This window comes from Microcella flavibacter, assembly GCF_012530535.1.
In the GTDB taxonomy this organism is placed as follows: domain Bacteria; phylum Actinomycetota; class Actinomycetes; order Actinomycetales; family Microbacteriaceae; genus Microcella; species Microcella flavibacter.
This window is the reverse complement of sequence record NZ_CP051299.1, coordinates 1,270,408-1,291,464: the sequence shown is the minus strand read 5'-3', so window position 1 is coordinate 1,291,464 and position 21,057 is coordinate 1,270,408. Positions and strand designations below refer to the sequence as shown.

At 73.1% G+C, this 21,057-nt stretch carries 19 protein-coding genes and 2 tRNA genes; 7 read left to right on the top strand and 14 right to left on the bottom strand.

Annotated features, from left to right (window positions below; genetic code table 11):
- Positions 1-32 precede the first annotated feature (32 nt).
- From HGB54_RS06125 to HGB54_RS06110, 4 genes are all read right to left on the bottom strand, one after another.
- Entirely contained in the window at positions 33-440 is a 408-nt protein-coding gene (locus HGB54_RS06125) for a hypothetical protein (protein WP_168915652.1), read from the bottom strand.
- A gap of 53 nt (positions 441-493) precedes the next feature.
- The gene (locus HGB54_RS06120) at positions 494-1,426 is read right to left on the bottom strand and encodes a PDDEXK family nuclease (RefSeq protein ID WP_168915651.1); all 933 of its coding nucleotides are present in this window, start codon (positions 1,424-1,426) and stop codon (positions 494-496) included.
- Positions 1,427-1,531: 105 nt separating this feature from the next.
- A tRNA-Val gene (locus tag HGB54_RS06115) sits at positions 1,532-1,604 on the bottom strand.
- A 13-nt stretch (positions 1,605-1,617) separates the two neighbouring features.
- Positions 1,618-2,082, bottom strand: coding sequence for a peroxiredoxin (locus HGB54_RS06110; protein WP_168915650.1), 465 nt, complete (start codon positions 2,080-2,082; stop codon positions 1,618-1,620).
- A gap of 171 nt (positions 2,083-2,253) precedes the next feature.
- Here HGB54_RS06110 and aceE point away from each other — a divergent pair, with 171 nt between their 5' ends.
- The 6 genes from aceE (at position 2,254) to HGB54_RS06080 (ending at position 9,925) form a co-directional block, all read left to right on the top strand.
- Complete coding sequence (gene aceE, locus HGB54_RS06105) at positions 2,254-4,980, top strand: pyruvate dehydrogenase (acetyl-transferring), homodimeric type (RefSeq protein ID WP_168915649.1); 2,727 nt, start codon at positions 2,254-2,256, stop codon at positions 4,978-4,980.
- 88 nt (positions 4,981-5,068) lie between these two features.
- Positions 5,069-6,238 (top strand): PucR family transcriptional regulator, encoded by a 1,170-nt coding sequence (locus tag HGB54_RS06100; RefSeq protein ID WP_168916855.1) that lies wholly within the window; start codon positions 5,069-5,071, stop codon positions 6,236-6,238.
- A 94-nt stretch (positions 6,239-6,332) separates the two neighbouring features.
- Positions 6,333-7,247: an ACP S-malonyltransferase gene (locus HGB54_RS06095; protein ID WP_168915648.1), complete on the top strand. Its 915-nt coding sequence runs from the start codon at positions 6,333-6,335 to the stop codon at positions 7,245-7,247.
- Positions 7,244-8,245 (top strand): beta-ketoacyl-ACP synthase III, encoded by a 1,002-nt coding sequence (locus HGB54_RS06090; RefSeq protein WP_168915647.1) that lies wholly within the window; start codon positions 7,244-7,246, stop codon positions 8,243-8,245. The genes HGB54_RS06095 and HGB54_RS06090 overlap by 4 nt, the downstream gene beginning before the upstream one ends.
- Before the next feature lie 96 nt (positions 8,246-8,341).
- On the top strand, positions 8,342-8,590 hold the full coding sequence (locus tag HGB54_RS06085; RefSeq protein WP_168915646.1) for an acyl carrier protein: 249 nt from the start codon (positions 8,342-8,344) through the stop codon (positions 8,588-8,590).
- A 96-nt stretch (positions 8,591-8,686) separates the two neighbouring features.
- Positions 8,687-9,925, top strand: a complete 1,239-nt coding sequence (locus HGB54_RS06080) for a beta-ketoacyl-[acyl-carrier-protein] synthase family protein (RefSeq protein ID WP_168915645.1) — start codon at positions 8,687-8,689, stop codon at positions 9,923-9,925.
- Between the two features lie 200 nt (positions 9,926-10,125).
- On the opposite strand, the gene HGB54_RS06075 is transcribed toward HGB54_RS06080, so the two are convergent.
- The gene (locus tag HGB54_RS06075) at positions 10,126-10,605 is read right to left on the bottom strand and encodes a DUF3145 domain-containing protein (protein ID WP_228546004.1); all 480 of its coding nucleotides are present in this window, start codon (positions 10,603-10,605) and stop codon (positions 10,126-10,128) included.
- 349 nt (positions 10,606-10,954) lie between these two features.
- Here HGB54_RS06075 and HGB54_RS12625 point away from each other — a divergent pair, with 349 nt between their 5' ends.
- Positions 10,955-11,524 (top strand): PadR family transcriptional regulator, encoded by a 570-nt coding sequence (locus tag HGB54_RS12625; protein WP_228545989.1) that lies wholly within the window; start codon positions 10,955-10,957, stop codon positions 11,522-11,524.
- 4 nt (positions 11,525-11,528) lie between these two features.
- Here HGB54_RS12625 and HGB54_RS06065 read toward each other — a convergent pair whose 3' ends face one another.
- The 9 genes from HGB54_RS06065 to HGB54_RS06025 form a co-directional block, all read right to left on the bottom strand.
- Complete coding sequence (locus tag HGB54_RS06065) at positions 11,529-13,187, bottom strand: bifunctional 3'-5' exonuclease/DNA polymerase (protein ID WP_228545988.1); 1,659 nt, start codon at positions 13,185-13,187, stop codon at positions 11,529-11,531.
- Between the two features lie 124 nt (positions 13,188-13,311).
- Entirely contained in the window at positions 13,312-13,719 is a 408-nt protein-coding gene (locus tag HGB54_RS06060; protein ID WP_168915643.1) for a DUF779 domain-containing protein, read from the bottom strand.
- 100 nt (positions 13,720-13,819) lie between these two features.
- A complete protein-coding gene (exaC, locus tag HGB54_RS06055) occupies positions 13,820-15,343 on the bottom strand; it encodes an acetaldehyde dehydrogenase ExaC (protein WP_168915642.1) in 1,524 nt (507 codons plus the stop codon).
- A gap of 157 nt (positions 15,344-15,500) precedes the next feature.
- Positions 15,501-16,820 (bottom strand): GAF domain-containing protein, encoded by a 1,320-nt coding sequence (locus HGB54_RS06050; RefSeq protein ID WP_168915641.1) that lies wholly within the window; start codon positions 16,818-16,820, stop codon positions 15,501-15,503.
- Between the two features lie 75 nt (positions 16,821-16,895).
- Positions 16,896-17,723, bottom strand: coding sequence for a DUF1684 domain-containing protein (locus tag HGB54_RS06045; protein WP_228545987.1), 828 nt, complete (start codon positions 17,721-17,723; stop codon positions 16,896-16,898).
- A 55-nt stretch (positions 17,724-17,778) separates the two neighbouring features.
- Entirely contained in the window at positions 17,779-18,558 is a 780-nt protein-coding gene (locus HGB54_RS06040; RefSeq protein WP_168915639.1) for a hypothetical protein, read from the bottom strand.
- A gap of 31 nt (positions 18,559-18,589) precedes the next feature.
- Positions 18,590-18,663 (bottom strand) — tRNA-Ile (locus HGB54_RS06035).
- Positions 18,664-18,771: 108 nt separating this feature from the next.
- Positions 18,772-20,007, bottom strand: coding sequence for a glycosyltransferase (locus tag HGB54_RS06030; protein ID WP_228545986.1), 1,236 nt, complete (start codon positions 20,005-20,007; stop codon positions 18,772-18,774).
- A 99-nt stretch (positions 20,008-20,106) separates the two neighbouring features.
- Complete coding sequence (locus HGB54_RS06025; protein ID WP_228545985.1) at positions 20,107-21,027, bottom strand: DMT family transporter; 921 nt, start codon at positions 21,025-21,027, stop codon at positions 20,107-20,109.
- Positions 21,028-21,057 lie beyond the last annotated feature (30 nt).

The following is a 21,057-nucleotide window of genomic DNA, read 5'->3' as shown; positions in this document are numbered from 1 at the left end:
CCCGGGAGCGACGGGCCGCGAGGCGACGCCGCTCAGAAGGGCTCGTCGTCGGCGGGCTCGGGCGGACCCTCCGGCTCGACGGTCGGCGCGACGCCCCCGAGCCAGTCGAGCACGATGCCGTGCAGCTCGGGTGCGGGCGGCGCGGGGCGCTCGACGTTCCAGACCGCGTGCCGCCGCGTCTCGGCGCGCCGCTCTCCGAGCTGGATCGCCGTGCGCTCGGCGGCCAGGGGCTGCAGCTGCAGGAACCGCTCGGCGGGGTCGTCGAGCCGGTGCAGCATGATCCACTCGCCCCCGGCGCGCGCATCGGCGACGAGCCGGTCGAGATGATGCCAGGACTGCACGCGCCCCGCGCGGCCGCCGAGGGTCGGCGAGCGGTAGCCCAGGGGCATCGAGAGGCGCGGCTCGGCGGCCGGGCTGTCGCGGATCAGCGTGGTCATCATGGCGCCTCCTCAGCGGCTCGTGCCCTCACGCTACGGCCGACCGCCGACACCGCTCAGGCCCGGCGGTAGGCGGCCACCATGAGCTCGCCGCGGGCCTCGCCGATGCGGTCGACGAGCTTCTCGGCCGCGCGCTGCGAGATACCCGGCACGACCAAATCGTGCGGCCCGAGGGGCGCGAGCGGCCGCACGCGCAGCCGGATGACCTCCCATCCCACCTCGCGCAGCAGGCGGTCCTTGCGCCGATCGATCGCCTCGCGCCGGCCGATGTGCTCGTCGCCCGCGCGGCCGATCGTGTCGAGCTCGATCGCGAGCGCGAGCTCGGGGATGACGATGTCGGGCCACACCTCGAGCCGCTCGAAGAAGGCCGTGCGCACCCGCACCGCGTTCGGCGTGAGATCGACCGCGAGCCGCTCGGTCAGGAGCGCCCGCACGCGGCCCTCGGCGGCCGAGGTCGCCCGCGGGGCCCGGGCGCTGCGGAAGGCGCGGCCCACGGGCACGCGGCCGACGTCGACGGTCGGCACCGCGCGGTGCGCCGCCGGCACGTGCCGCGGCCGGGGAGGGCGGGACGGGCGAGTGCCCGACGATGCGGCGCGCGGGTCGGCGCGCGCCGGGTCGAGGGTCGGGGCATCCCGCACCGCCGCGATCTCGGCAGCGGCGGGCCATCGCCGCCCGGGCGGCGGCGCCTCGCTCGGGGCCGCGCACACCGGGCACCAGGATCGCGCACCGCTCGCTCCCCCGGGGCGCGCCCGCTGCTCGGCGGGCGTCGCGACGAACTCGTGCCGCAGGGCGCACACCCAGATCAGCCAGACGTCGGCGGCCGGCGGGATCTGCGAGAGCAGCAGCCCGGCGTTGCGCTCGGGCCGGAACTGCTCGACGAGCGCCCGGTACGGCGACCACGCGGCCCGGTGCGCACCGATGCCGTAGGGCACGGAGCGGCCCGTCGACCACTGCCGACGGCGCCACCACTGCTCGACGCTCTCGGTCACGGCGCCGCCCTCCCTCCGCGCCGCGGGGCGCACGGGGAGGCTACGGACGACCGCCGACACCGGGCGATCGAGCCCCGGACGGGCCGAGGGAGAACGGGACAGGGGTGGGCCCTGAGGGACTCGAACCCCCGGCATCCTCGGTGTAAACGAGGCGCTCTACCAACTGAGCTAAGAGCCCTGACCGCTCGAGGCTACCGCTCGAGCGCGCGCAGCGCCTCGCGGTACGCGTCGAGATCGCGCGCCTCGCCCGGGCCCGTGACGAAGCTCGCGCGCAGCATCCCCTCGCGGTCGATCACGAAGGTGCCGCGGGTGGCGAAGCCCTTGTCCTCGAGCAGGACGCCGTAGCGGCGGGCGACCTCGCCGTGCGGCCAGAAGTCGGCGAGCAGCCGGAAGGGGTAACGCTCGCGCTCGGCGAACTCCCGCAGGGTCGCGGTCGAGTCGACCGAGATCGCGAGCAGCTCGACCCCGGCGTCGTCGAACAGGGCAATGCTGTCGCGCAGCGCGCAGAGCTCGCCGGTGCAGGTGCCCGTGAAGGCGAGCGGGAAGAAGACGAGCACGACCGGGCGCGCGCCGACGGTCTCGGAGAGCGTCACCGTCGCCCCGTGGTGATCGCGGAGGGTGAAATCGGGGGCGGGGGCATCGAGGGCGGGGAGCACGGCGGCCTTCCTGGCGTCGGCGGGCGGGATGCGCCCAGCATCCCACCAGCTCGCACGGAGTCTTCGTCAGACGCGGGTCTAGAGTGGAACCGCCGTGCCCGCGCGGGTCGTGACCCGACCGCGACGCCGAGCCGGCGCACTCCCCCATCTACCCCCAGGAAGAGGTCAAGGGTGACGGTCAACGACCAGGATCCGTACTCGGTGAGCACCATGGATGCGGATCCCGAGGAAACCGCCGAGTGGAACGAGTCGCTGGACGCGCTCGTGCAGCAGCACGGCCCCCAGCGCGGGCGCGAGATCATGCTCAGCCTGCTGAAGCGCTCGAAGGAGCTGCACCTCGGCGTGCCGATGGTGCCGACCACGGACTACCTCAACACGATCGCGCCGGAGAACGAGCCCGAGTTCCCGGGCGACGAGGAGCTCGAGCGCCGCTACCGCGCCTGGATCCGATGGAACGCCGCGATCACCGTGCACCGCGCGCAGCGCCCCGGCATCGCCGTCGGCGGCCACATCTCGACCTACGCCTCGAGCGCCGCCCTCTACGAGGTCGGGCACAACCACTTCTTCCGCGGCGCCGACCACCCCAACGGCGGCGACTCGATCTTCTACCAGGGCCACGCCTCCCCCGGCATGTACGCCCGCGCCTTCCTCGAGGGCCGGCTCGGCACCGAGCAGCTCGACGGGTTCCGTCAGGAGAAGTCGCATCACACGGGCGGCCTCTCGAGCTACCCGCACCCGCGCCTCATGCCGCACTTCTGGCAGTACCCCACCGTGTCGATGGGCCTCGGCCCGATCAACGCGATCTACCAGGCGCAGCTCAACAAGTACGTCTCGAACCGCGGCATCGTCGACGGCGACGACTCGCAGGTCTGGGCGTTCCTCGGCGACGGCGAGATGGACGAGGTCGAGAGCCGCGGCGCGCTGCAGCTCGCCGCCAACGACGGCCTCGACAACCTCAACTTCGTCATCAACTGCAACCTGCAGCGGCTCGACGGTCCGGTGCGCGGCAACGGCAAGATCATCCAGGAGCTCGAGAGCTTCTTCCGCGGCGCCGGCTGGAACGTCATCAAGGTCGTCTGGGGCCGCGAGTGGGATGCCCTGCTCGCGCAGGACCACGAGGGCGCGCTGCGCGACCTCATGAACGTCACCCCCGACGGCGACTACCAGACCTACAAGGCCGAGTCGGGCGCGTTCATCCGCGAGCACTTCTTCGGCCGCGACCCCCGCACGGCGGCCATGGTCGAGGGCTACAGCGACGACCAGATCTGGAAGCTCAAGCGCGGCGGCCACGACTACCGCAAGGTCTACGCCGCCTTCAAGGCCGCGCAGGAGCACAAGGGCCAGCCGACCGTCATCCTCGCGAAGACGGTCAAGGGCTACGGCCTCGGCCCGAGCTTCGAGGGCCGCAACGCGACCCACCAGATGAAGAAGCTGACGCTCGACAACCTCAAGCAGTTCCGCGACGAGATGCGCATCCCGATCACGGACGCCCAGCTCGAGGCCGACCCGTACCAGCCCCCGTACTACCACCCGGGCAACGACGACCCGGCGATCCAGTACATGCACGAGCGCCGTCGCGAGCTCGGCGGGTACCTGCCGGAGCGCCGCTCGAAGCACGTCGACATCACGCTGCCGCCCGAGAGCGCCTACGCGATCGCGAAGAAGGGCTCCGGCAAGCAGGAGATCGCCACGACGATGGCCTTCGCCCGCCTGCTGAAGGATCTGCTGCGCGACAAGGAGTTCGGCAACCGCATCGTGCCGATCATCCCCGACGAGGCCCGCACCTTCGGCATGGACGCGTACTTCCCGACCTCGAAGATCTACAACCCGAACGGCCAGCACTACACCTCGGTCGACCGGGAGCTGCTGCTCGCCTACAAGGAGAGCCCGCAGGGCCAGATCATCCACACCGGCATCAACGAGGCGGGCGCCTTCGCGGCCTTCACCGCGGTGGGCACGAGCTATGCCACGCACGGCCAGCCGCTCATCCCCGTCTACGTCTTCTACTCGATGTTCGGGTTCCAGCGCACGGGCGACGCCATGTGGGCAGCCGGCGACCAGATGGCTCGCGGGTTCATCATCGGCGCGACGGCCGGCCGCACCACGCTCACGGGCGAGGGCCTGCAGCACGCGGACGGCCACTCGCCGCTGCTCGCGAGCACGAACCCCGCGGTCGTCAGCTACGACCCGGCCTACGGCTACGAGATGGGCCACATCGTGCGCGCCGGTCTCGACCGCATGTACGGCGGCCATCACGAGGACCCCAACGTCATGTACTACCTGACGGTCTACAACGAGCCGATCGTGCAGCCCGCCGAGCCCGAGGGCCTCGACGTGGACGGCGTGCTCAAGGGCCTCTACCTGCTCAACCGCAGCGAGGCCGAAGGCCCCAAGACGCAGCTCCTCGCCTCCGGCGTGGCGGTGCCGTGGGCGCTCGAGGCCCAGCAGCTGCTGCAGCAGGACTGGGGCGTCTCGGCCGACGTCTGGAGCGTCACGAGCTGGAACGAGCTGCGCCGCGACGGCCTCGCCGCCGACGAGCACAACTTCCTGCACCCCGAGCAGGAGCCGCGCACGGCCTACGTCACGCAGAAGCTGCAGGACGCGCAGGGCCCGGTCGTGGCCGTGAGCGACTTCATGCACGCCGTGCCCGACCAGATCCGGCAGTTCGTGCCGGGCGACTACGCGACGCTCGGCGCCGACGGCTTCGGCTTCAGCGACACGCGTCCGGCCGCCCGCCGTTTCTTCACCATCGACGGGCCGTCGATCGTCGTCCGCGCGCTGCAGCAGCTCGCGCGCCGCGGCGAGATCGACCCGGGCGTCGTCGGCCGCGCGATCGAGCAGTACCGCCTGCACGACGTGACCGCCGGCACGACCGGCTCCGCGGGCGGCGAGGCCTAGCCACGGGCACCATCACCGGGGTCCCGCGCAGCGGGGCCCCGGTGCATCCATTCTCCGAACGATCGACGAGGGGCGCGACGTGGCGCAGATGACCAAGGCGCAGACGCTGGCGTACCTGCGCAACATCTCGGGCGACCTCGCCACGGCGACGCTCAAGCGGCTCGACGACACGCTGCCCTGGTACCGCGACATGCCGCCGAGCCGGCGCAGCGCCGTCGGCCTCGTCGCGCAGGCGGGCATCTCGTCGCTCATCAGCTGGTACGACGACCCGACCTCGCAGCCGTGGATCGCGGCCGACGTCTTCGGAGCCGCCCCGCGCGAGCTGCTGCGCTCGGTGAGCCTGCAGCAGACGCTGCAGCTCATCCGCGTCACCGTCGAGGTCGTCGAGGAGCGCGTCACGAGCGGCGACCAGGGCCTCCGCGAGGCGATCCTGCTGTACAGCCGCGAGATCGCCTTCGCCGCGGCGGACGTCTACGCGCGTGCCGCCGAGGCGCGGGGGCTGTGGGATGCCCGGCTCGAGGCCCTCGTCGTCGACTCGATCCTCAGCGGCGAGTACGACAACGAGCTGCCCAGCCGCATCGCCGCGCTCGGCTGGAACGGCCACGGCTCGGTCTGCGTGCTCGTCGGCACGACCCCCCGCATCGTCGACGTCGACCAGATCCGGCGCACCGCCCGCCACGTCGATGCGGACGTGCTCATCGGGGTGCAGGGCAACCGCCTGGTCGTCGTCATCGGCCGCGCGGCGCCGAAGTCGGAGGAGGCGCCGGCCGCGCCCCTCGCCTTCCCGCAGATCGCCGAGGGCCTCGAGCCCTTCTTCGGCACCGGGCACCTCGTGCTCGGCCCCGAGGTGCCCGACGTCGTCGACGCGGGCAAGAGTGCGAAGGCCGCGCTCGCGGGCTTCGCCGTCGCGCGCTCGTGGCGCAACGCCCCGCGGCCCGCGCTCGCCGACGACCTGCTGCCCGAGCGCGCGCTCGCGGGCGACCCGATCGCCCGCGGCACGCTCATCAACCGCATCTACAAGCCGCTCAAGCAGCACAACGTCGAACTGCTCACGACGCTCTGGGCGTACCTCGACAACGGCCGCAGCCTCGAGGCCACCGCGCGCGAGCTCTTCGTGCACCCGAACACCGTCCGCTACCGCCTCAAGCGCATCAGCGAGCTGATCGGCTGGGACGCCACGGGCGCCCGCGAGGCGATCATCCTGCAGTGCGCGCTCATCGTCGGCTCGATCTCGGAGCCGGAACCGCCCCGCCGCTGAGGCGTCGCGCTGTGCCCTGCGCACAATGTCGCGCCGATGCGCTGTGGGGATCCCACCACCGTCCGCCGCTCCGCCTCTTGGGAGGATGAAACCCATGATCGTCGTCGTCGCCCCCGGCCAGGGGTCCCAGACCCCCGGCTTCCTCGAGCCCTGGGTCGCCGACCCCGTGCACCGCGCCCGCCTCGAATCGCTCGGCGAGGCCGCCGGCCTCGACCTCGTCGCCCACGGCACCACCTCCGACGCCGACACGATCCGCGACACCGCGATCGCGCAGCCGCTCATCGTCGCCGCCTCCCTGCTGAGCGCCGCCGTGCTGCTCGAGGGCCGTCGCGACCGCATCGGCGCCGTCGCCGGGCACTCCGTCGGCGAGTTCGCCGCCGCCGCCATCGCCGGCGTCATGACCGACCGCGAGGCGCTCGGCCTCGTCCGGGAGCGGGGCCTCGCCATGGCCGAGGCGGCCGCGCTCGTGCCCACCGGCATGAGCGCCGTCCTCGGCGGCGACGCGGATGCCCTCGCCGAGCGGCTCGTCGAGCTCGGGCTCGAGCCCGCCAACGTCAACGGCGGCGGGCAGACCGTCGTCGCGGGCGAGCTGAACAACCTGGAGGCGCTCGCCGCCGACCCCGTGCGCGGCAGCCGCGTGATCCCGCTGCAGGTCGCCGGGGCGTTCCACACCAGCTACATGCGGCCCGCGGTCGACCGCGTGCGCGCCGCGGCCGCCTCGATCGAGGGGCGCGCGCCGAGCATCCGGCTGTACACGAACCACGACGGCACGGTCGTCACCGACGGCGCGCGCGCGATCGAGCTGCTCGTCGGCCAGGTCGCCTCGCCCGTGCGCTGGGACCTCTGCATGGAGTCGATGGCCGCCGACGGCGTCACCGGCATCATCGAGCTGCTGCCCGCGGGGGCGCTCGCGGGCCTCGCGAAGCGCGGCCTCAAGGGCGTGCCCACCGTGGCCGTGACGACCCCCGACGACCTCCCCGCCGCCATCGAGATGCTGGAGACCGCATGACCGAGCCCGTGCTGCAGCAGTCCGTGGGAGTGCCGTTCACCCGCATCCTCTCGCTCGGGGCCGCCCGCGGCGACCTCACCGTGCCGAACGACGACATCGTCGGCCCGATCGACTCCTCCGACGAGTGGATCCGCCAGCGCACCGGGGTCGTCACCCGCAAGCGCGCCTCCGCGGGCGTCGGCGCGATCGACCTCGCCGAGGCGGCCTCGCGCGAGGCCATCGAGCGCGCGGGCATCGACCCGAGCGAGATCGGCGCGGTGATCGTCTCGACGATCTCGAACGCCGTGCAGACCCCCTCCCTCGCGGCGCTTCTCGCCGAGCGGGTCGGCGCCAACCCCGCCCCCGCCTACGACGTCTCCGCGGCCTGCGCCGGCTACACCTACGGCATCGCCCAGGCGGATGCCCTGGTGCGCGCCGGGGCCGCCCGCTACGTGCTCGTGGTCGGCGCCGAGAAGCTCAGCGACTTCGCGAAGCCCACCGACCGCACCATCTCGTTCCTGCTCGGCGACGGGGCCGGAGCCGCCATCGTCGGCCCGAGCGACACCCCCGGCATCGCGGCGAGCGTCTGGGGCTCCGACGGCTCGAAGTGGGAGACCATCGGCATGGACCGCACGATCGCCGAGAGCGTCGACGCCGGGGAGTTCCCGACGCTGCGCCAGGAGGGCCAGACGGTCTTCCGCTGGGCGGTGTGGGAGATGGCGAAGGTCGCCCAGCGGGCCCTCGACGCCGCCGGCGTGACGGCCGAGCAGCTCGCCGCCTTCATCCCGCACCAGGCCAACATGCGCATCATCGACGAGTTCGCCAAGCAGCTGAAGCTGCCGGAGTCGGTGGCGATCGCGCGCGACATCGCCACGACCGGCAACACCTCGGCCGCGAGCATCCCGCTGGCCACCCATCGGCTGCTCGAGGAGCACCCCGAGCTGAGCGGCGGGCTCGCCCTGCAGATCGGCTTCGGCGCCGGGCTCGTCTTCGGCGCGCAGGTCGTGCGCCTGCCCTGACCGACCGCGGCGCCCCGCCGTCGACCGCCGCCGCCGGCGGGAGCCCCCGCCCTAGGATGGGGGACGGTCAACCGACACCCCCTTTAGGAGAACCACATGGCACTGTCCACCGAAGAAGTCCTCGCCGGCCTGGCCGAGCTCGTGAACGACGAGACGGGCATCGCGACCGACTCCGTCCAGATGGACAAGTCGTTCACCGACGACCTCGACATCGACTCCATCTCGATGATGACCATCGTGGTCAACGCCGAGGAGAAGTTCGACGTCAAGATCCCCGACGAAGAGGTCAAGAACCTCAAGACCGTCGGCGACGCCGTCACCTTCATCACCAACGCCCAGGGCTGATCGAGCCCTGATCGCGTCGGGGCCGGGAACGCCGGCCCCGACGCGCAGCACCACCCGCGCCGCACCGTGCGCGCCCGACCAGAGAGAGCCGATGCCATGACCACCATCGTCGTCACCGGAATCGGTGCCACCTCCCCCCTCGGCGGCACCGCGCGCGAGAGCTGGGACGCCCTGCTGCGCGGGGAGTCGGGCAGCCGCCCGCTCGAGCAGGAATGGGTCGCGACCCACGAGCTGCCCGTGACCTTCGCCGCGCAGGCCAAGGTGCGCCCCTCGGAGGTGCTCGAGCGCCAGGAGGTCAAGCGCCTCGACCCCTCCGCCCAGTTCGCCCTCATCGCCGCCCGTGAGGCCTGGGCCGATGCCGGCGCCCCCGAGATCGAGCCCGAGCGCATCCTCGTCGACTACGCCACCGGCATCGGCGGCCTCTGGACCCTCCTCGACGCCTGGGACGTGCTCAAGGAGAAGGGCCCCCGTCGGGTCCTGCCCATGACCATCCCCATGCTCATGCCCAACGCCGCCGCGGCCGCGATCAGCATGGGCATCGGCGCCCGCGCCGGCGCCCGCACCGTCGTCTCCGCCTGCGCCTCCGGCACCGAGGCCATCGCCAATGCCTACGAGCACCTGCAGCAGGGCCTCGCCGACATCGTCGTCGCCGGCGGCACCGAGGCCGTCGTGCACCCCCTGCCCATCGCCGCCTTCGCCTCCATGCAGGCGCTCTCGCGCCGCAACGACGACCCGGCCGCGGCATCCCGCCCCTACGACACGGGCCGTGACGGCTTCGTGCTCGGCGAGGGGGCGGCCGCGATCGTGCTCGAGACGAAGGAGCACGCCCTCGCCCGCGGCGCCCGCATCTACGCCGAGCTCGCCGGCGGCGCGGTGACGAGCGATTCGTACCACATCACCGCCCCCGACCCCGAGGGCTCGGGCGCCGCCCGCGCCGTGCTCGCCGCGCTCGAGCAGGCCGGCGCCACGGCCGACGACGTGACGCACATCAACGCGCACGCGACCTCCACCCCCGTCGGCGACGTCGCCGAGTTCGAGGCGCTCAAGCGCGTCTTCGGCGATCGGGTCGGCTCCATCCCCGTCTCGGCGACGAAGGCCTCCACCGGGCACCTCCTCGGCGGCACGGGGGCGCTCGAGGCCGTCTTCACGATCCTCGCCCTGCACGAGCGCACCGCTCCCCCGACGATCAACCTCGACGATCAGGACGAGCGGATCCCGCTCGACGTCGTCACGAGCCCGCGCCCGCTCGGCGACGGGCCGCAGCTCGCCATCTCGAACTCGTTCGGCTTCGGCGGGCACAACTCGGTCATCGCGTTCCGCTCGTACGACGACTGACGGCGCGGCGGCGCGGCAGGCGCGGCGTCGAGCGGCGTCGATGACTCAGGACGATGCGTGCCGCCTCGCGCGGGCATCCCGATCAGGCGGGATGCTGCACTCACGCGCTGCGGCGAATCCGCTGAGCCGTCGACACCGCCCTCCGCCGGGTCCTGATGCCGCGCCGGCCGGTCGGCCGCGCGGATGATGCCGGAGCGGGCTCAGCCCGCGCGGTGCAGCCAGACCACGCGCTGCCCGTCGCCCGCGTGCCGGAACGCCTCCAGCTCGTCGTCCCATGCCTGGCCGAGGGCGAGCCGCAGCTCGCGGTGCAGCTCGAGGGCGTTCGAGCCCGCGACCTCCATCGCGTAGCGCACGCGGTCCTCGGGGATCACCGTGTTGCCCGCGACGTCGGTCTGCGCGTAGAAGATGCCGAGGTCGGGGGTGTGCATCCAGCGGCCGCCGTCGGTGCCGGGGCCGGCATCCTCCGTGACCTCGAAGCGCAGGTGCTCCCAGCCGCGCAGGGCGCTCGCCATCCGGGCGGCGGCGCCCGGCTCGCCCTCCCACACGAACTCGGTGCGCTGCGCGTTCGCCAGCACGGGCTGCTCGATCCAGTCGAAGCTGACGGGGCGGCCGAGCGCTCGGCCCGCCGCCCACTCGATGTGGGGGCTGAGCGCGCGCGGCGCGGAGTGGACGAAGAGCACGCCGCGGGCGACCGGCGAGGCGGCCGCGGCGGTCGGCACGTCGGTCGTCAGCGCGTCCGACGTCGACGAGGAGGCCCCCGTCGTCGTGGACGACGAGCGCCGGGCGGAGTCCTCCGCCGGGGTGCGCGGGGTCGTGGGACCCTGCGTGATGTATCCCTGTGCCACAGTCCGCTCCGTTTCCTCAGGTTCGACTTCCCCATCGACCTGGTCACGGTGCATGCAGCTCTTCAGTTTTGCGCGCGAGCGCTGCTCGTAGTATCACCTATCCGGCGCACGAATGACAAGCATGGGATTCGGCGTTCACTCCGGAGCGGTGCTCACGTCTCCCGGTGACGTATAGCCTGGAGCCATGACGCTGCGTCATTCCCTCCTCGCCGTGCTCACCCTCGGACCGGCGTACGGCTACCAGTTGCACGCCGAGGTCGTGGAGCGCACCCGGCGCGACGCCCCCCTCAACGTGGGCCAGGTCTACTCGACGCTCGACCGCCTGCGTCGCGACGGCCTCGTCGAGGACGCGGGCAGCACGCCGGACAACCTCCCCCTGTACCGCCTCACCGACTCGGGCGGCATCGAGGCGCGCATGTTCCTCACCGAGCCCGATCTCGCCGACTGGCACGACATGGTCGAGCGCGTGCTGCTCGCCCTCTCCCTGCCGGGCGACCACGCCCCCGAGCTCGTCGCGAGCTACCGCCGGCTGTGGGCCCCTCGCCCCGGCGTCTCCGACGAGGTGACCGACCCGACGGGCGGAGCCTCGCAGGCCTCGGCCGCCCACGCCCAGCGCCTGCTGCGCTCGGCCGCCCTCGCCTGGCTCGACTCGCTGCCCCAGCTGGAGCCCTGGCCGCTGCGCACCGACCGCCGCCGGCGCGGCCGTCGGGCCGCCGACCCGGCCGAGAGCCTCGCGCAGGACGCGACGGGCTGACGGCCTACTTCGCCTCGCTGTACCGCTCGACGATCGCGACCGTGACCGGGAAGGTCACCGGCGCGGTGCCGAAGAGCAGCCGGCCGGCATCGGCCGCCGCCTCGCGCAGCGCGGTCGCGGCCTCCTCCGCGCGGTGCGCCGGGGCATGCACCATCAGCTCGTCGTGCAGGAAGAACACCAGGTGCGGCTGCACCGTGAGCGGGCCCGCGTCGGGGCTCCAGAGTCGACGACGCACCCCCGCCATCCACGCGAGCGCCCACTCGGCCGCCGTGCCCTGCACCACGAAGTTGCGGGTGAACCGGCCCTGCGCGCGGGAGGCGGTACGGGCATCCCGTCGCTCGCCCTCGCCGACGCCCTCGGCCGCCGCGAGCAGGCGGCGCTCCTGCCAGGCCTCCCCGGGTGCCGGGGAGGTGCGCCCGAGCCGCGTGCGCACCGTCTCGCCCCGCTCCCCCGCCCGCGCGGCCTCCTCCACGTAGGCGGTCGCCCGCGGGAACACCCGCTGCAGCCGCGGCAGCACGAGCGCGCTCTGCCCGGTCGTGCCGCCGTACATCGCGCCGAGCATGCCGAGCTTCGCCTGCTCGCGCGAGCGCACGGCGCCGCTGTCGACGATGCCCTGGTAGAGGTCGACGCCCGCGCCGGCGCGCGCCATCTCCGCGTCCTGCGAGAGGGCGGTGAGGATGCGCGGCTCGAGCTGCGCGGCGTCGGCGACGACGAGCACCCAGCCCTCGTCGGCCCGCACGGCGCTGCGCACCTGCCTCGGCAGCTGCAGCGCTCCCCCGCCGTCGGAGGCCCAGCGCCCGGTGACCACCCCGCCGGGCACGAACACGGGGCGGAACCGGCCGTCGCGCACCCACTCGTCGAGCCAGTTCCAGCCGTTGGCGGTCATGAGGCGGCTGAGGCTCTTGTACTGCAGCAGCGGCGCGATGGCGGGATGGCCCTGCTGCTGCAGCTCCCACGACCGGGTCGAGGCGACGTCGATGCCGGCGCCGCGCAGAGCGGCCACGAGCTCGGGCGGCGAGTCGATCGCGAGCGAGCCGGGGCGCACGCCGAGCCGGCGCTCGACCTCGGCGGCGAGCTCGACGAGGCGCGCCGGCCGCTCCCCCGGGCGCGGCCGGGCTCCGAGCGCGTCCTCCAGCAGCCGTTCGTGGTCGGTCGAGCTCCACGGCAGGCCGGCGTGGGTCATCTCGGCGGCGGCGAGGGCGCCCGCCGACTCGGCCGCGGCGAGCAGGGCGAGCGCGCCCGGCTGCGCCGCCGAGGCGCGCTCGAGAGCCGCGAGCTGCTCGGCGAGCAGTGCGGCCGCAGCGGGCGCCTCGGCGGGCGGCGCGCCCTCCGACTCGAGATCGAACAGGGCGGTCGACTGCCGCTCGGGCAGGGCGACCGCGGCGCGCGGGCGGGAGGCGAAGGCGCGCACGGGCCGCCCCTCCACCCCGGCGAGGATGCCCTCGACGAGGCGCAGATCGTGGCAGCGCTCGACCCGCACGCCCGCGCGGAGGAGCGGCGGGTACCAGTGCGCGGTGTCGCTCCAGACCCATCGGGGCGGATCGGCGCGGCGTTCGCGGTCGGCGACGAGGGCGGGGAAGGCGGCGGCCGGGACGACCTCGGTGCCGCCGCGATCGTCGGTGAGGAGCATCCCCTCGGGGTGGCGGTCGACGACGAGATGCACGTCGGCCAGTCTGCCCTGCCGCACCGACGACGCGATGCCCGCGACGGCCGGCCACGCCGGGACGGCGGCGGGCGGCGTCCGACGGGCGGGCGACCCGAAACGCGCCCGCCCGTCGGGGCCCGGATCAGGCGAAGGGCTGCGCGTCCTCCATCAGCCGGGAGCGGATGAGGAACCGCACGCCCTCGGGCGCCTCGACGCTGAAGCCGCTGCCCCGCCCGGGCACGACGTCGACCGTGAGGTGGGTGTGGCTCCAGTAGGCGAACTGCTCGCTGCTCATCCAGAACTCCAGAGGTTGCGGGTCCTCCCCCGCCTCGGCGAGGTCGAAGCGTCCGAGCAGCACGTCCTGCGCCGAGGTCATGAAGTCGCCCGCCGGGAAGCACATGGGCGAGGAGCCGTCGCAGCACCCGCCCGACTGATGGAACATCAAGGGCCCGTGGATGCCCTGCAGTCGCCGCAGCAGCGCCACGGCCGCATCGCTCAGCGCCACCCGCGAGCTCGTCTCGTTCTCGATCGTCACGGCGGATTCCTGCATGCTCGCTCCTCTGCTCGGGGCTCGGCGGCCCGGGTCGTTCGATGGTGCGCGGCGGCCGGCCCCACCAGGCCGGGAGCCGACCGCCGCGCCGTCGCGGGGCCTAGAAGAACCCGAGCTTGTTCTCGCTGTACGACACCAGCAGGTTCTTCGTCTGCTGGTAGTGCGAGAGGGCGAGCTTGTTGTTCTCGCGGCCGATCCCGGAGCTCTTGTACCCGCCGAACGCCGCACCCGCGGGGTACGCGTGGTAGTTGTTCACCCAGACCCGTCCGGCCTGGATATCGCGTCCGGCGCGGTAGGCGACGTTGCCGTTGCGCGACCAGACGCCCGCACCGAGCCCGTACAGGGTGTCGTTGGCGATGGAGATCGCGTCGTCGTAGCCGTCGAAGCTCGTGACGGCGACGACGGGGCCGAAGATCTCCTCCTGGAACAGCCGCATGCCGTTATGACCCTCGAAGATCGTCGGCGTGACGTAGTAGCCGTCGGTCAGGTCGCCCCCGAGGTCGTTGCGCTCGCCGCCGAGCAGCAGCTTCGCGCCCTCCTGCTTGCCGATGTCGATGTAGCTCATGATCTTCTCGAGCTGGTCGTTCGAGGCCTGCGCGCCCACCTGGGTGTCGGTGTCGAGCGGGTTGCCCTGCACCGCCGCGCGGGTGCGCTCCACCGCATCCCCCAGGAAGCTGTCGTAGATCGGCTTCTCGATGAGCGCGCGGCTCGGGCTGGTGCAGACCTCGCCCTGGTTGAAGGCGAAGAGCGTGAAGCCCTCCTGCGCCTTGTCGTAGAACGCGTCGTCCTTGTCGGCGACGTCGGCGAAGAAGACGTTGGGGCTCTTGCCGCCGAGCTCGAGCGTCGCCGGGATGATGTTGGCGCTCGAGTACTGCAGGATGAGCCGGCCGGTGGTCGTCTCACCGGTGAAGGCGATCTTGCGGATGCGGTTGCTGCTCGCGAGCGGCTTGCCCGCCTCCACGCCGAAGCCGTTGACGATGTTGATGACCCCGGGCGGCAGGATGTCGCCGATGAGCTCGATGAGCACGAGGATCGACACGGGCGTCTGCTCGGCCGGCTTCAGCACCACGGCGTTGCCGGCGGCGATCGCCGGGGCGAGCTTCCACGCCGCCATGAGGATGGGGAAGTTCCACGGGATGATCTGACCGACCACGCCGAGCGGCTCGTGGTACTGGTAGGCGGTCATGTCGCCGTCCATCTCCTGGAAGTCGCCGTCCTGCGACCGGATCGCGGCGGCGAAGTACCGGAAGTGGTCGGCGGCCAGCGGCAGGTCGGCGTTGAGCGGCTCGCGGATGGGCTTGCCGTTGTCCCAGGTCTCGGCCACCGCGAGCAGCTCGAGGTTCGCGTCGATGACGTCGGCGATCCTGTTGAGCACCGCGGCGCGCTCGGTGGTGCTCGCCCTGCCCCAGGCCGGGGCCGCCTTGTGCGCGGCGTCGAGGGCCGCCTCGATGTCCTCCGCCGTGCCGCGCGCGACCTCGGCGAAGGGCTTGCCGTTGACCGGCGAGATGTCCTCGAAGTACATGCCCTTGACGGGCTTCACCCACTCACCCCCGATCCAGTGCTCGTAGCGCGACTTGAACTCGACCTTGCAGTCGGGCGAACCGGGAGGGGCGTAGACGGTCATGATACTCCTTGCGACGTCGTTGTCGGGATGCTCGCGCTGCGATCGCGCGTGCCGCCACGGTAGATCGGCGCAGGTTGCGTCGGGTTGCGCGGTGTTGCGCCGTGCTGCGTCCCTCGCAGCGCCCGAGCCCGCGCGCGATCGCCCCGGAACTCGAGGCTCAGCGCCCGAGCTCGCGCTCGATCGCTTCGATGCGCGTGACGACGGCGGTGCGCCGCGGGCTGTCGACGGGGAGAGCGCGGAACGCCGCCGTCCACACCGGCAGGTCGAGCGCGGCCTCGTCGCTGCGGGCGTAATCGAGCAGCGTGTCGACGTGGGCGTCGGCGAGCATCGCATCGCGCAGTCGCGCCGACACTTCGGCCCGCACCGCCTCGACCCCGGGAGCGCCCGAGCCCGGCAGAACCGGTCCCGCGTAGTGCCCGAGGGCCACCCGGTGGGCGCCCCGGTCGAGGAAGGCGAGCACGCGCTGCGCGTCGAGCGCGAGCGGCACGGGCAGGCGGTACGGCCGGGAGACCGGCGCCAGAGCGCTCAGGCCGGCGCTCGCGAGCGCGCGACGGAGGCGCACCATCTCCGCCCGGAGCGTGACGAGAGCGTCGTCCCGGCCGTAGACGGCGAGCGCGAGCGCCTCAGCCCCGAGACCGGCGCGGTGCCAGGCGAGCAGCGCGAGGATCTCGGCGTGCCGGGCGCTCAGCTCGAGCTCGACGCCGTGGGCCTCGAGGAATCCGGTCTCGCGGCCGAGCACGTGCAGCTTCGGCTCCACGAGCGGGGCGGGCGGCGGAGCGGCGGCGCGGGACGGGGTGCTCGGGCGGGCGGCGCGCCGGGCCAGGGCATCCAGCCGCCGCACGTGCAGTTCGGCCTCGACGGCCGCGACCGTCGCCTCCAGCAGCGGCAGCGTCGCCGGCGCGACCGCGTCATCGCCGCCCGTGATGTCGATGACGCCGACGATGCGCCCGCTCGCCGGGTCGTGCACGGGCACCGCGGTGCAGCTCCACGGGTGCACGATGCGGCTGTAGTGCTCGGCGCCGCGGATCTGCACGCCGTGATCGAGCGCGAGCGCGGTACCGGGGGCCGAGGTGCCCGCGACCTCCTCCGACCAGTTCGCGCCCTCGACGAAGGCCATGCTCTCGGCGCGGCGGCGCAGCCCCCGGTCGCCGTCGATCCACAGCAGACGCCCCGACTGGTCCCCGATCGCGATGATCAGGCCCGCGTCGAAGGTGTGGCGGATGAGCAGGCGGTGGATGATCGGCACGGCGCTCGCGAGGGGATGGGCCGCGCGGTACTCGCGCAGGGCATCCTCGTCGAGGTCGATCGCGCCGGGCAGGCGATCAGGATCGACGGCGCGGTCGCGGGCGCGCCGCCAGGACTCCTGGACGATCGAGCGCACGGGGGCGCCGCCGCCGGTCGCCTGGGCCTCCTCCAGCCGGTCGCGCCAGGCCGAGGGGTCGTCGGGCGCGGGCGAGGAGAGCCACGGGTTCGACACGCCCACCTCCGCCGCGCAGCCGCCGGTGGATGCGCGAGCACATGGTACCCCGGCGCCCTGACGGCGGGCGAGGACTCAGTGCAGGAGCGAGCCGTCGGCCTTGAGCACGTTCTTCTCGCCGGCCTCGATCGCGAAGGGGAAACGGTTCTGCTTCGGCGGCAGCGGGCAGTTGAAGTTGTAGCTGAAGGCGCACGGCGGCAGGATCGCCGTGTTGAAGTCGAGCGTGATCGTGCCGTCGGGGTTCGGCGCCATGAAGAGGAACCGGCCGACCGAGTAGGTGCTGTCGCCGGCGGTCGCGTCGCTGAAGACGAGCTGCAGCGCGCGGCCCGACTTGAACGCCGCGATGTCGTACTCGACGCCCTCGTGGGTGAAGCGGATCTCGCCCGGCACGACCTCGTCGCGGGTGCGTCCCTCGTCCTTCAGGTGCTCGAAGCCGACGGTCGTGCCGCCCTCGATCTCGCGGAACGTGCCCGTGAGCACCCAGGCGGGGGCGTAATCGAAGGCGTCGATGCGGCCGAAGCTCGCGATGGCCTCGCTCTCGGCGTCCCACACGCGCAGGGCGTAGGCGCCGCCCTCGCCGGCGATGACGAAGCCGGTGGTGTGCTCGTCGAACACGATCGTGCTCGGCGCGGCGTCGTCGTTGCCCCGCACGCGCACCGTGCCGTCGACGAGCGCGTCGTCCACACGGATGCCGTCCGCCGCCTCCGCCGTCAGCAGCAGGCCGCCCTCGGGCGCGGGCGCCCATCGGCCGGGCACGCCCCAGATGCTCTGCTCGCCGTCGACCCACTGCGTGTTGACGAGCGCGAGCGGGCCCTGCGGCTGCACCGCGGCGAGGTCGCGCCGCTGCCGGAACACGGCGTAGCGCTCGGCGGGGCTGGCGGGGGCGGGGGATGCGCTGCTCATGCCGTCCATCCTGTCGAGTCGAGGGCGCTCGACGCGAATCGACGCGCTGCCCGGCTCAGGCCGCGGCGGGCACGAGCAGCAGCAGGGCGAGCGCGGCGAGGACGAGCGGCAGCAGCGCGAGCAGCACCAGCTGCACGACCTCGGCGCGGGCGGCGGGATGCTCGGCCGCCCCCGGACGCCGGGCGGCGACCCACACGGCCGCCCACACGAGCGCGCTCAGCACGAGGGCGACGATCGTGACGACCCGCACCGCGACGCTCGGCCCGGCCCCCGCGAGCCCGCCGCCCACCTGCGCGAAGGCGATGACGCCCCAGGGCACGATGGCGATCGCGGTGCCGAAGGAGTAGGCGAGCAGCCCGCGGCGCCCCGGCTCGGTGCGGCGGTCATGCAGCACGAGCAGCAGGGGCGCCGCCGCCCCGATCGCGTACAGCAGCACGAGCGCCGGGATCTCGGCGATGCCGTTCAGCTGCCCGATGAGGAACACCGTGACGCCGCTCAGCTGCGAGAGCTCGATCCAGCGCAGACCGTGGCGATCGCGCGCGACGGCGTCGAGCCAGGCGCCCTTCGCCGCCGGCCGCGACGACGCGAAGCGCAGCAGCGCGGTGAAGGCGAGCAGCACGACGATCGCGAGCACCAGGTCGACCTGCGCGAGCACCAGGCGCACGGGCGCGCCCTCCCCCGCTCCGAACGAGGCCTCGGCGGGCAGCAGCAGACGATCGCGGGATGCCCCGACCGAGGCCGCGACGACCGCCGCGACGAGCAGCACGAGGCCGGTGCCCGCGTTGACGATGGCGAGCAGCCGCTCGGCCCCTCCGCGATCCGACTCGGATCCCATGACGACCTCCTCGGCGGCGCGACGGTGAGCGTAGGGCGGACGGGACTTGAACCCGTGACCGACGGATTATGAGTCCGCTGCTCTGACCAGCTGAGCTACCGCCCCGTGGGGCCCGCGGCGGCGCGCCCGCTCACACTCTACCGAGCGCGCGGCCGCGGCAGCGGCATCCGCCCCGCTCGTCAGCGGCATCGGCGTGCCGAAGGTGCGGCCGCCTCAGTGGCTCGTGGTGCCCACGCCGTCGACCACGGTGTCGTCGACCTGCTCGCCCCGGTACAGCGCCTCGAAGGTGTCGAGCGTGCGGTTGATGTCGTGCGCCTCGACGATCGCGAGGCTCTCGCGCTTGAGCACGAGCAGCTCGTCGTGCGGCATCGTGAGGATGCGGTTCAGGCGCTCGGCGAAGCCGTCGATGTCGCCCGGCTCGTACAGGAACCCGTTCTCGCCGTCGTGGATGAGGTGCGGCAGGGCCATCGCGTTGGCGCCGACGACGGGCAGGCCGCTCGCCATGGCCTCCATCGTCGCGATGGACTGCAGCTCGGCGATCGACGGCATCGCGAAGACCGTCGCACGCGTGAGCTGCTGCGTGAGGTACTCCTCGGGCGCGTAGCCGGCGAAGTGCACGCGGTCGGCGATGCCGAGCTCGCGTGCGAGCCGCTCGAGCGCGGGGCGCTGCTCGCCGTCGCCGATGATCTCGACCTGCACGGCGAGGGCGGCGTCGAGGCGGGCGACCGCGCGCAGCATCTCGTCGATGTGCTTCTCGGCCTCGACCCGGCCGAGGAACAGCACGACGTTCTCGTCGCGCGGCTGCATCGAGGGGGTGTAGTTGTCGATGTGCAGGCCGCAGCTGATCGCCCGCACGCCGCGCAGCTCGGTGTACTTCTCGAGGTAGTCGGCCGCCTTGCGGGTCGGCGTGGTGACCTCGGCGGCGAGGCCGAAGGTGCGCCCGGCGGCCTTCCACATCGCGGAGATCGCGCTGTCCTTCAGACCGCCGATGAACGGCGTGAACTGCATCGCGTTGTCGGGCATGAAGTGGTTGGTGCCGACGATGCGGATGCCGCGCTTCGCCGCCTGCCGGGCGAGACCGCGCCCGACGACGATGTGCGACTGGAAGTGCACGACGTCGGGCCGCACCTCGTCGAGGATGCGAGCGGCGTTCTGCTCGATGCGCCACGGCAGGGCGTAGCGCAGCCAGGGGTGCGGGTGCCAGCGCCACGAGCGCAGGCGGTGCACCGTCATGCGCTGACCCTCGTGCTCCTCGACGCGCGTGACGTTCGGCCCGCCCTCGGGGCGCGGGGCGACGACGTGCACCTCGTGGCCGCGCTCGACGAGACCACCGGCGAGGCGCTCGGCGAACTTGGCGGCGCCGTTGACGTCGGGGGCGAAGGTGTCACCGCCGATGAGGATGCGCAGGGGGCGGGCGGTGGAGCCGGGCTGATGCGGGGCGTCCGTCAACTCGAGGGTCCTTGACGTAGGGGGAGGTGGGGGGCCGATTCCGGCACTCGGTCGGCTACGCGATAACGGTACCGCAGAGCGCGCCCGGGACGGCGGCGCTCAGCGGTGGGTCTGCGGATGGTGCTTCGCGAGCCGCACGACGCCGATGATCGCGACGACGCCGGCGACGCCGCAAAGCAGCGCGGCGGGCAGCGGGATGAACACGGCCTCGCCGAGCACGAGCACGCCGATGAGCACCGCGACGAGCGGATCGATCACCGTGAGCCCCGCGATGACGAGGTCGGGCGAGCCCACGGAGTACGCGGTCTGAACGAAGTAGCTGCCCAGCGCGGCCGAGGCGAGCAGCGCGACTAGGCCGATGACCGTCAGCACGTCGAAATCGCCGCTCGAGATGCGGCTGATGATGACCTTCGCGAGGGTTGCGACGAAACCGAACAGGATGCCCGCCCCGACGATGTAGAACATCGCGCCCGCGCGGCGCCGGTAGCGGGCGAACAGGACGCCGAATGCCGCTGTGACCACCGCGAGGATGCCGAGCACCGTGAGCAGCTGCTGCTCGTTGATGCGCTTCTCGACCGCGAAGGTGGCCGCGACGATGACGAACACCGCCACCCCGCCGACGCTCATCCCGATCGCGGTGATCGCCTTGCGATCGAGCCGGATCCGCGAGATGCGCGCGTTGAGGATCGCGGTGATGACGAGCGCCACGACGCCGATCGGCTGCACCACGATGAGCGGCGCGAAGCCGAGCGAGGTGAGCTGGAAGAGGATCGCGAGCCCGAGCATCACGGTGCCGAGCACCCACGAGGGACGGCCGAGCAGGTGCATCAGCTGCCGCGGGCTGAGGCCGGCGCGCGCCCCATCGCCGAGCCGCGCCTCGACCTTCGTGACGCCCTGGCTCTGGAACTGCGCGCCGAGGGAGAGGAAGACCGCACCGACGAGCGCGAGCGGGATGCCGAAGCCGAGGGTCGGCGATCGGAAGAACTCCTCCGTCAATTCCTCGATCCCGGTCCCCAGCACGCGGACAATCTAGCGGCCCCCGCGCGGATA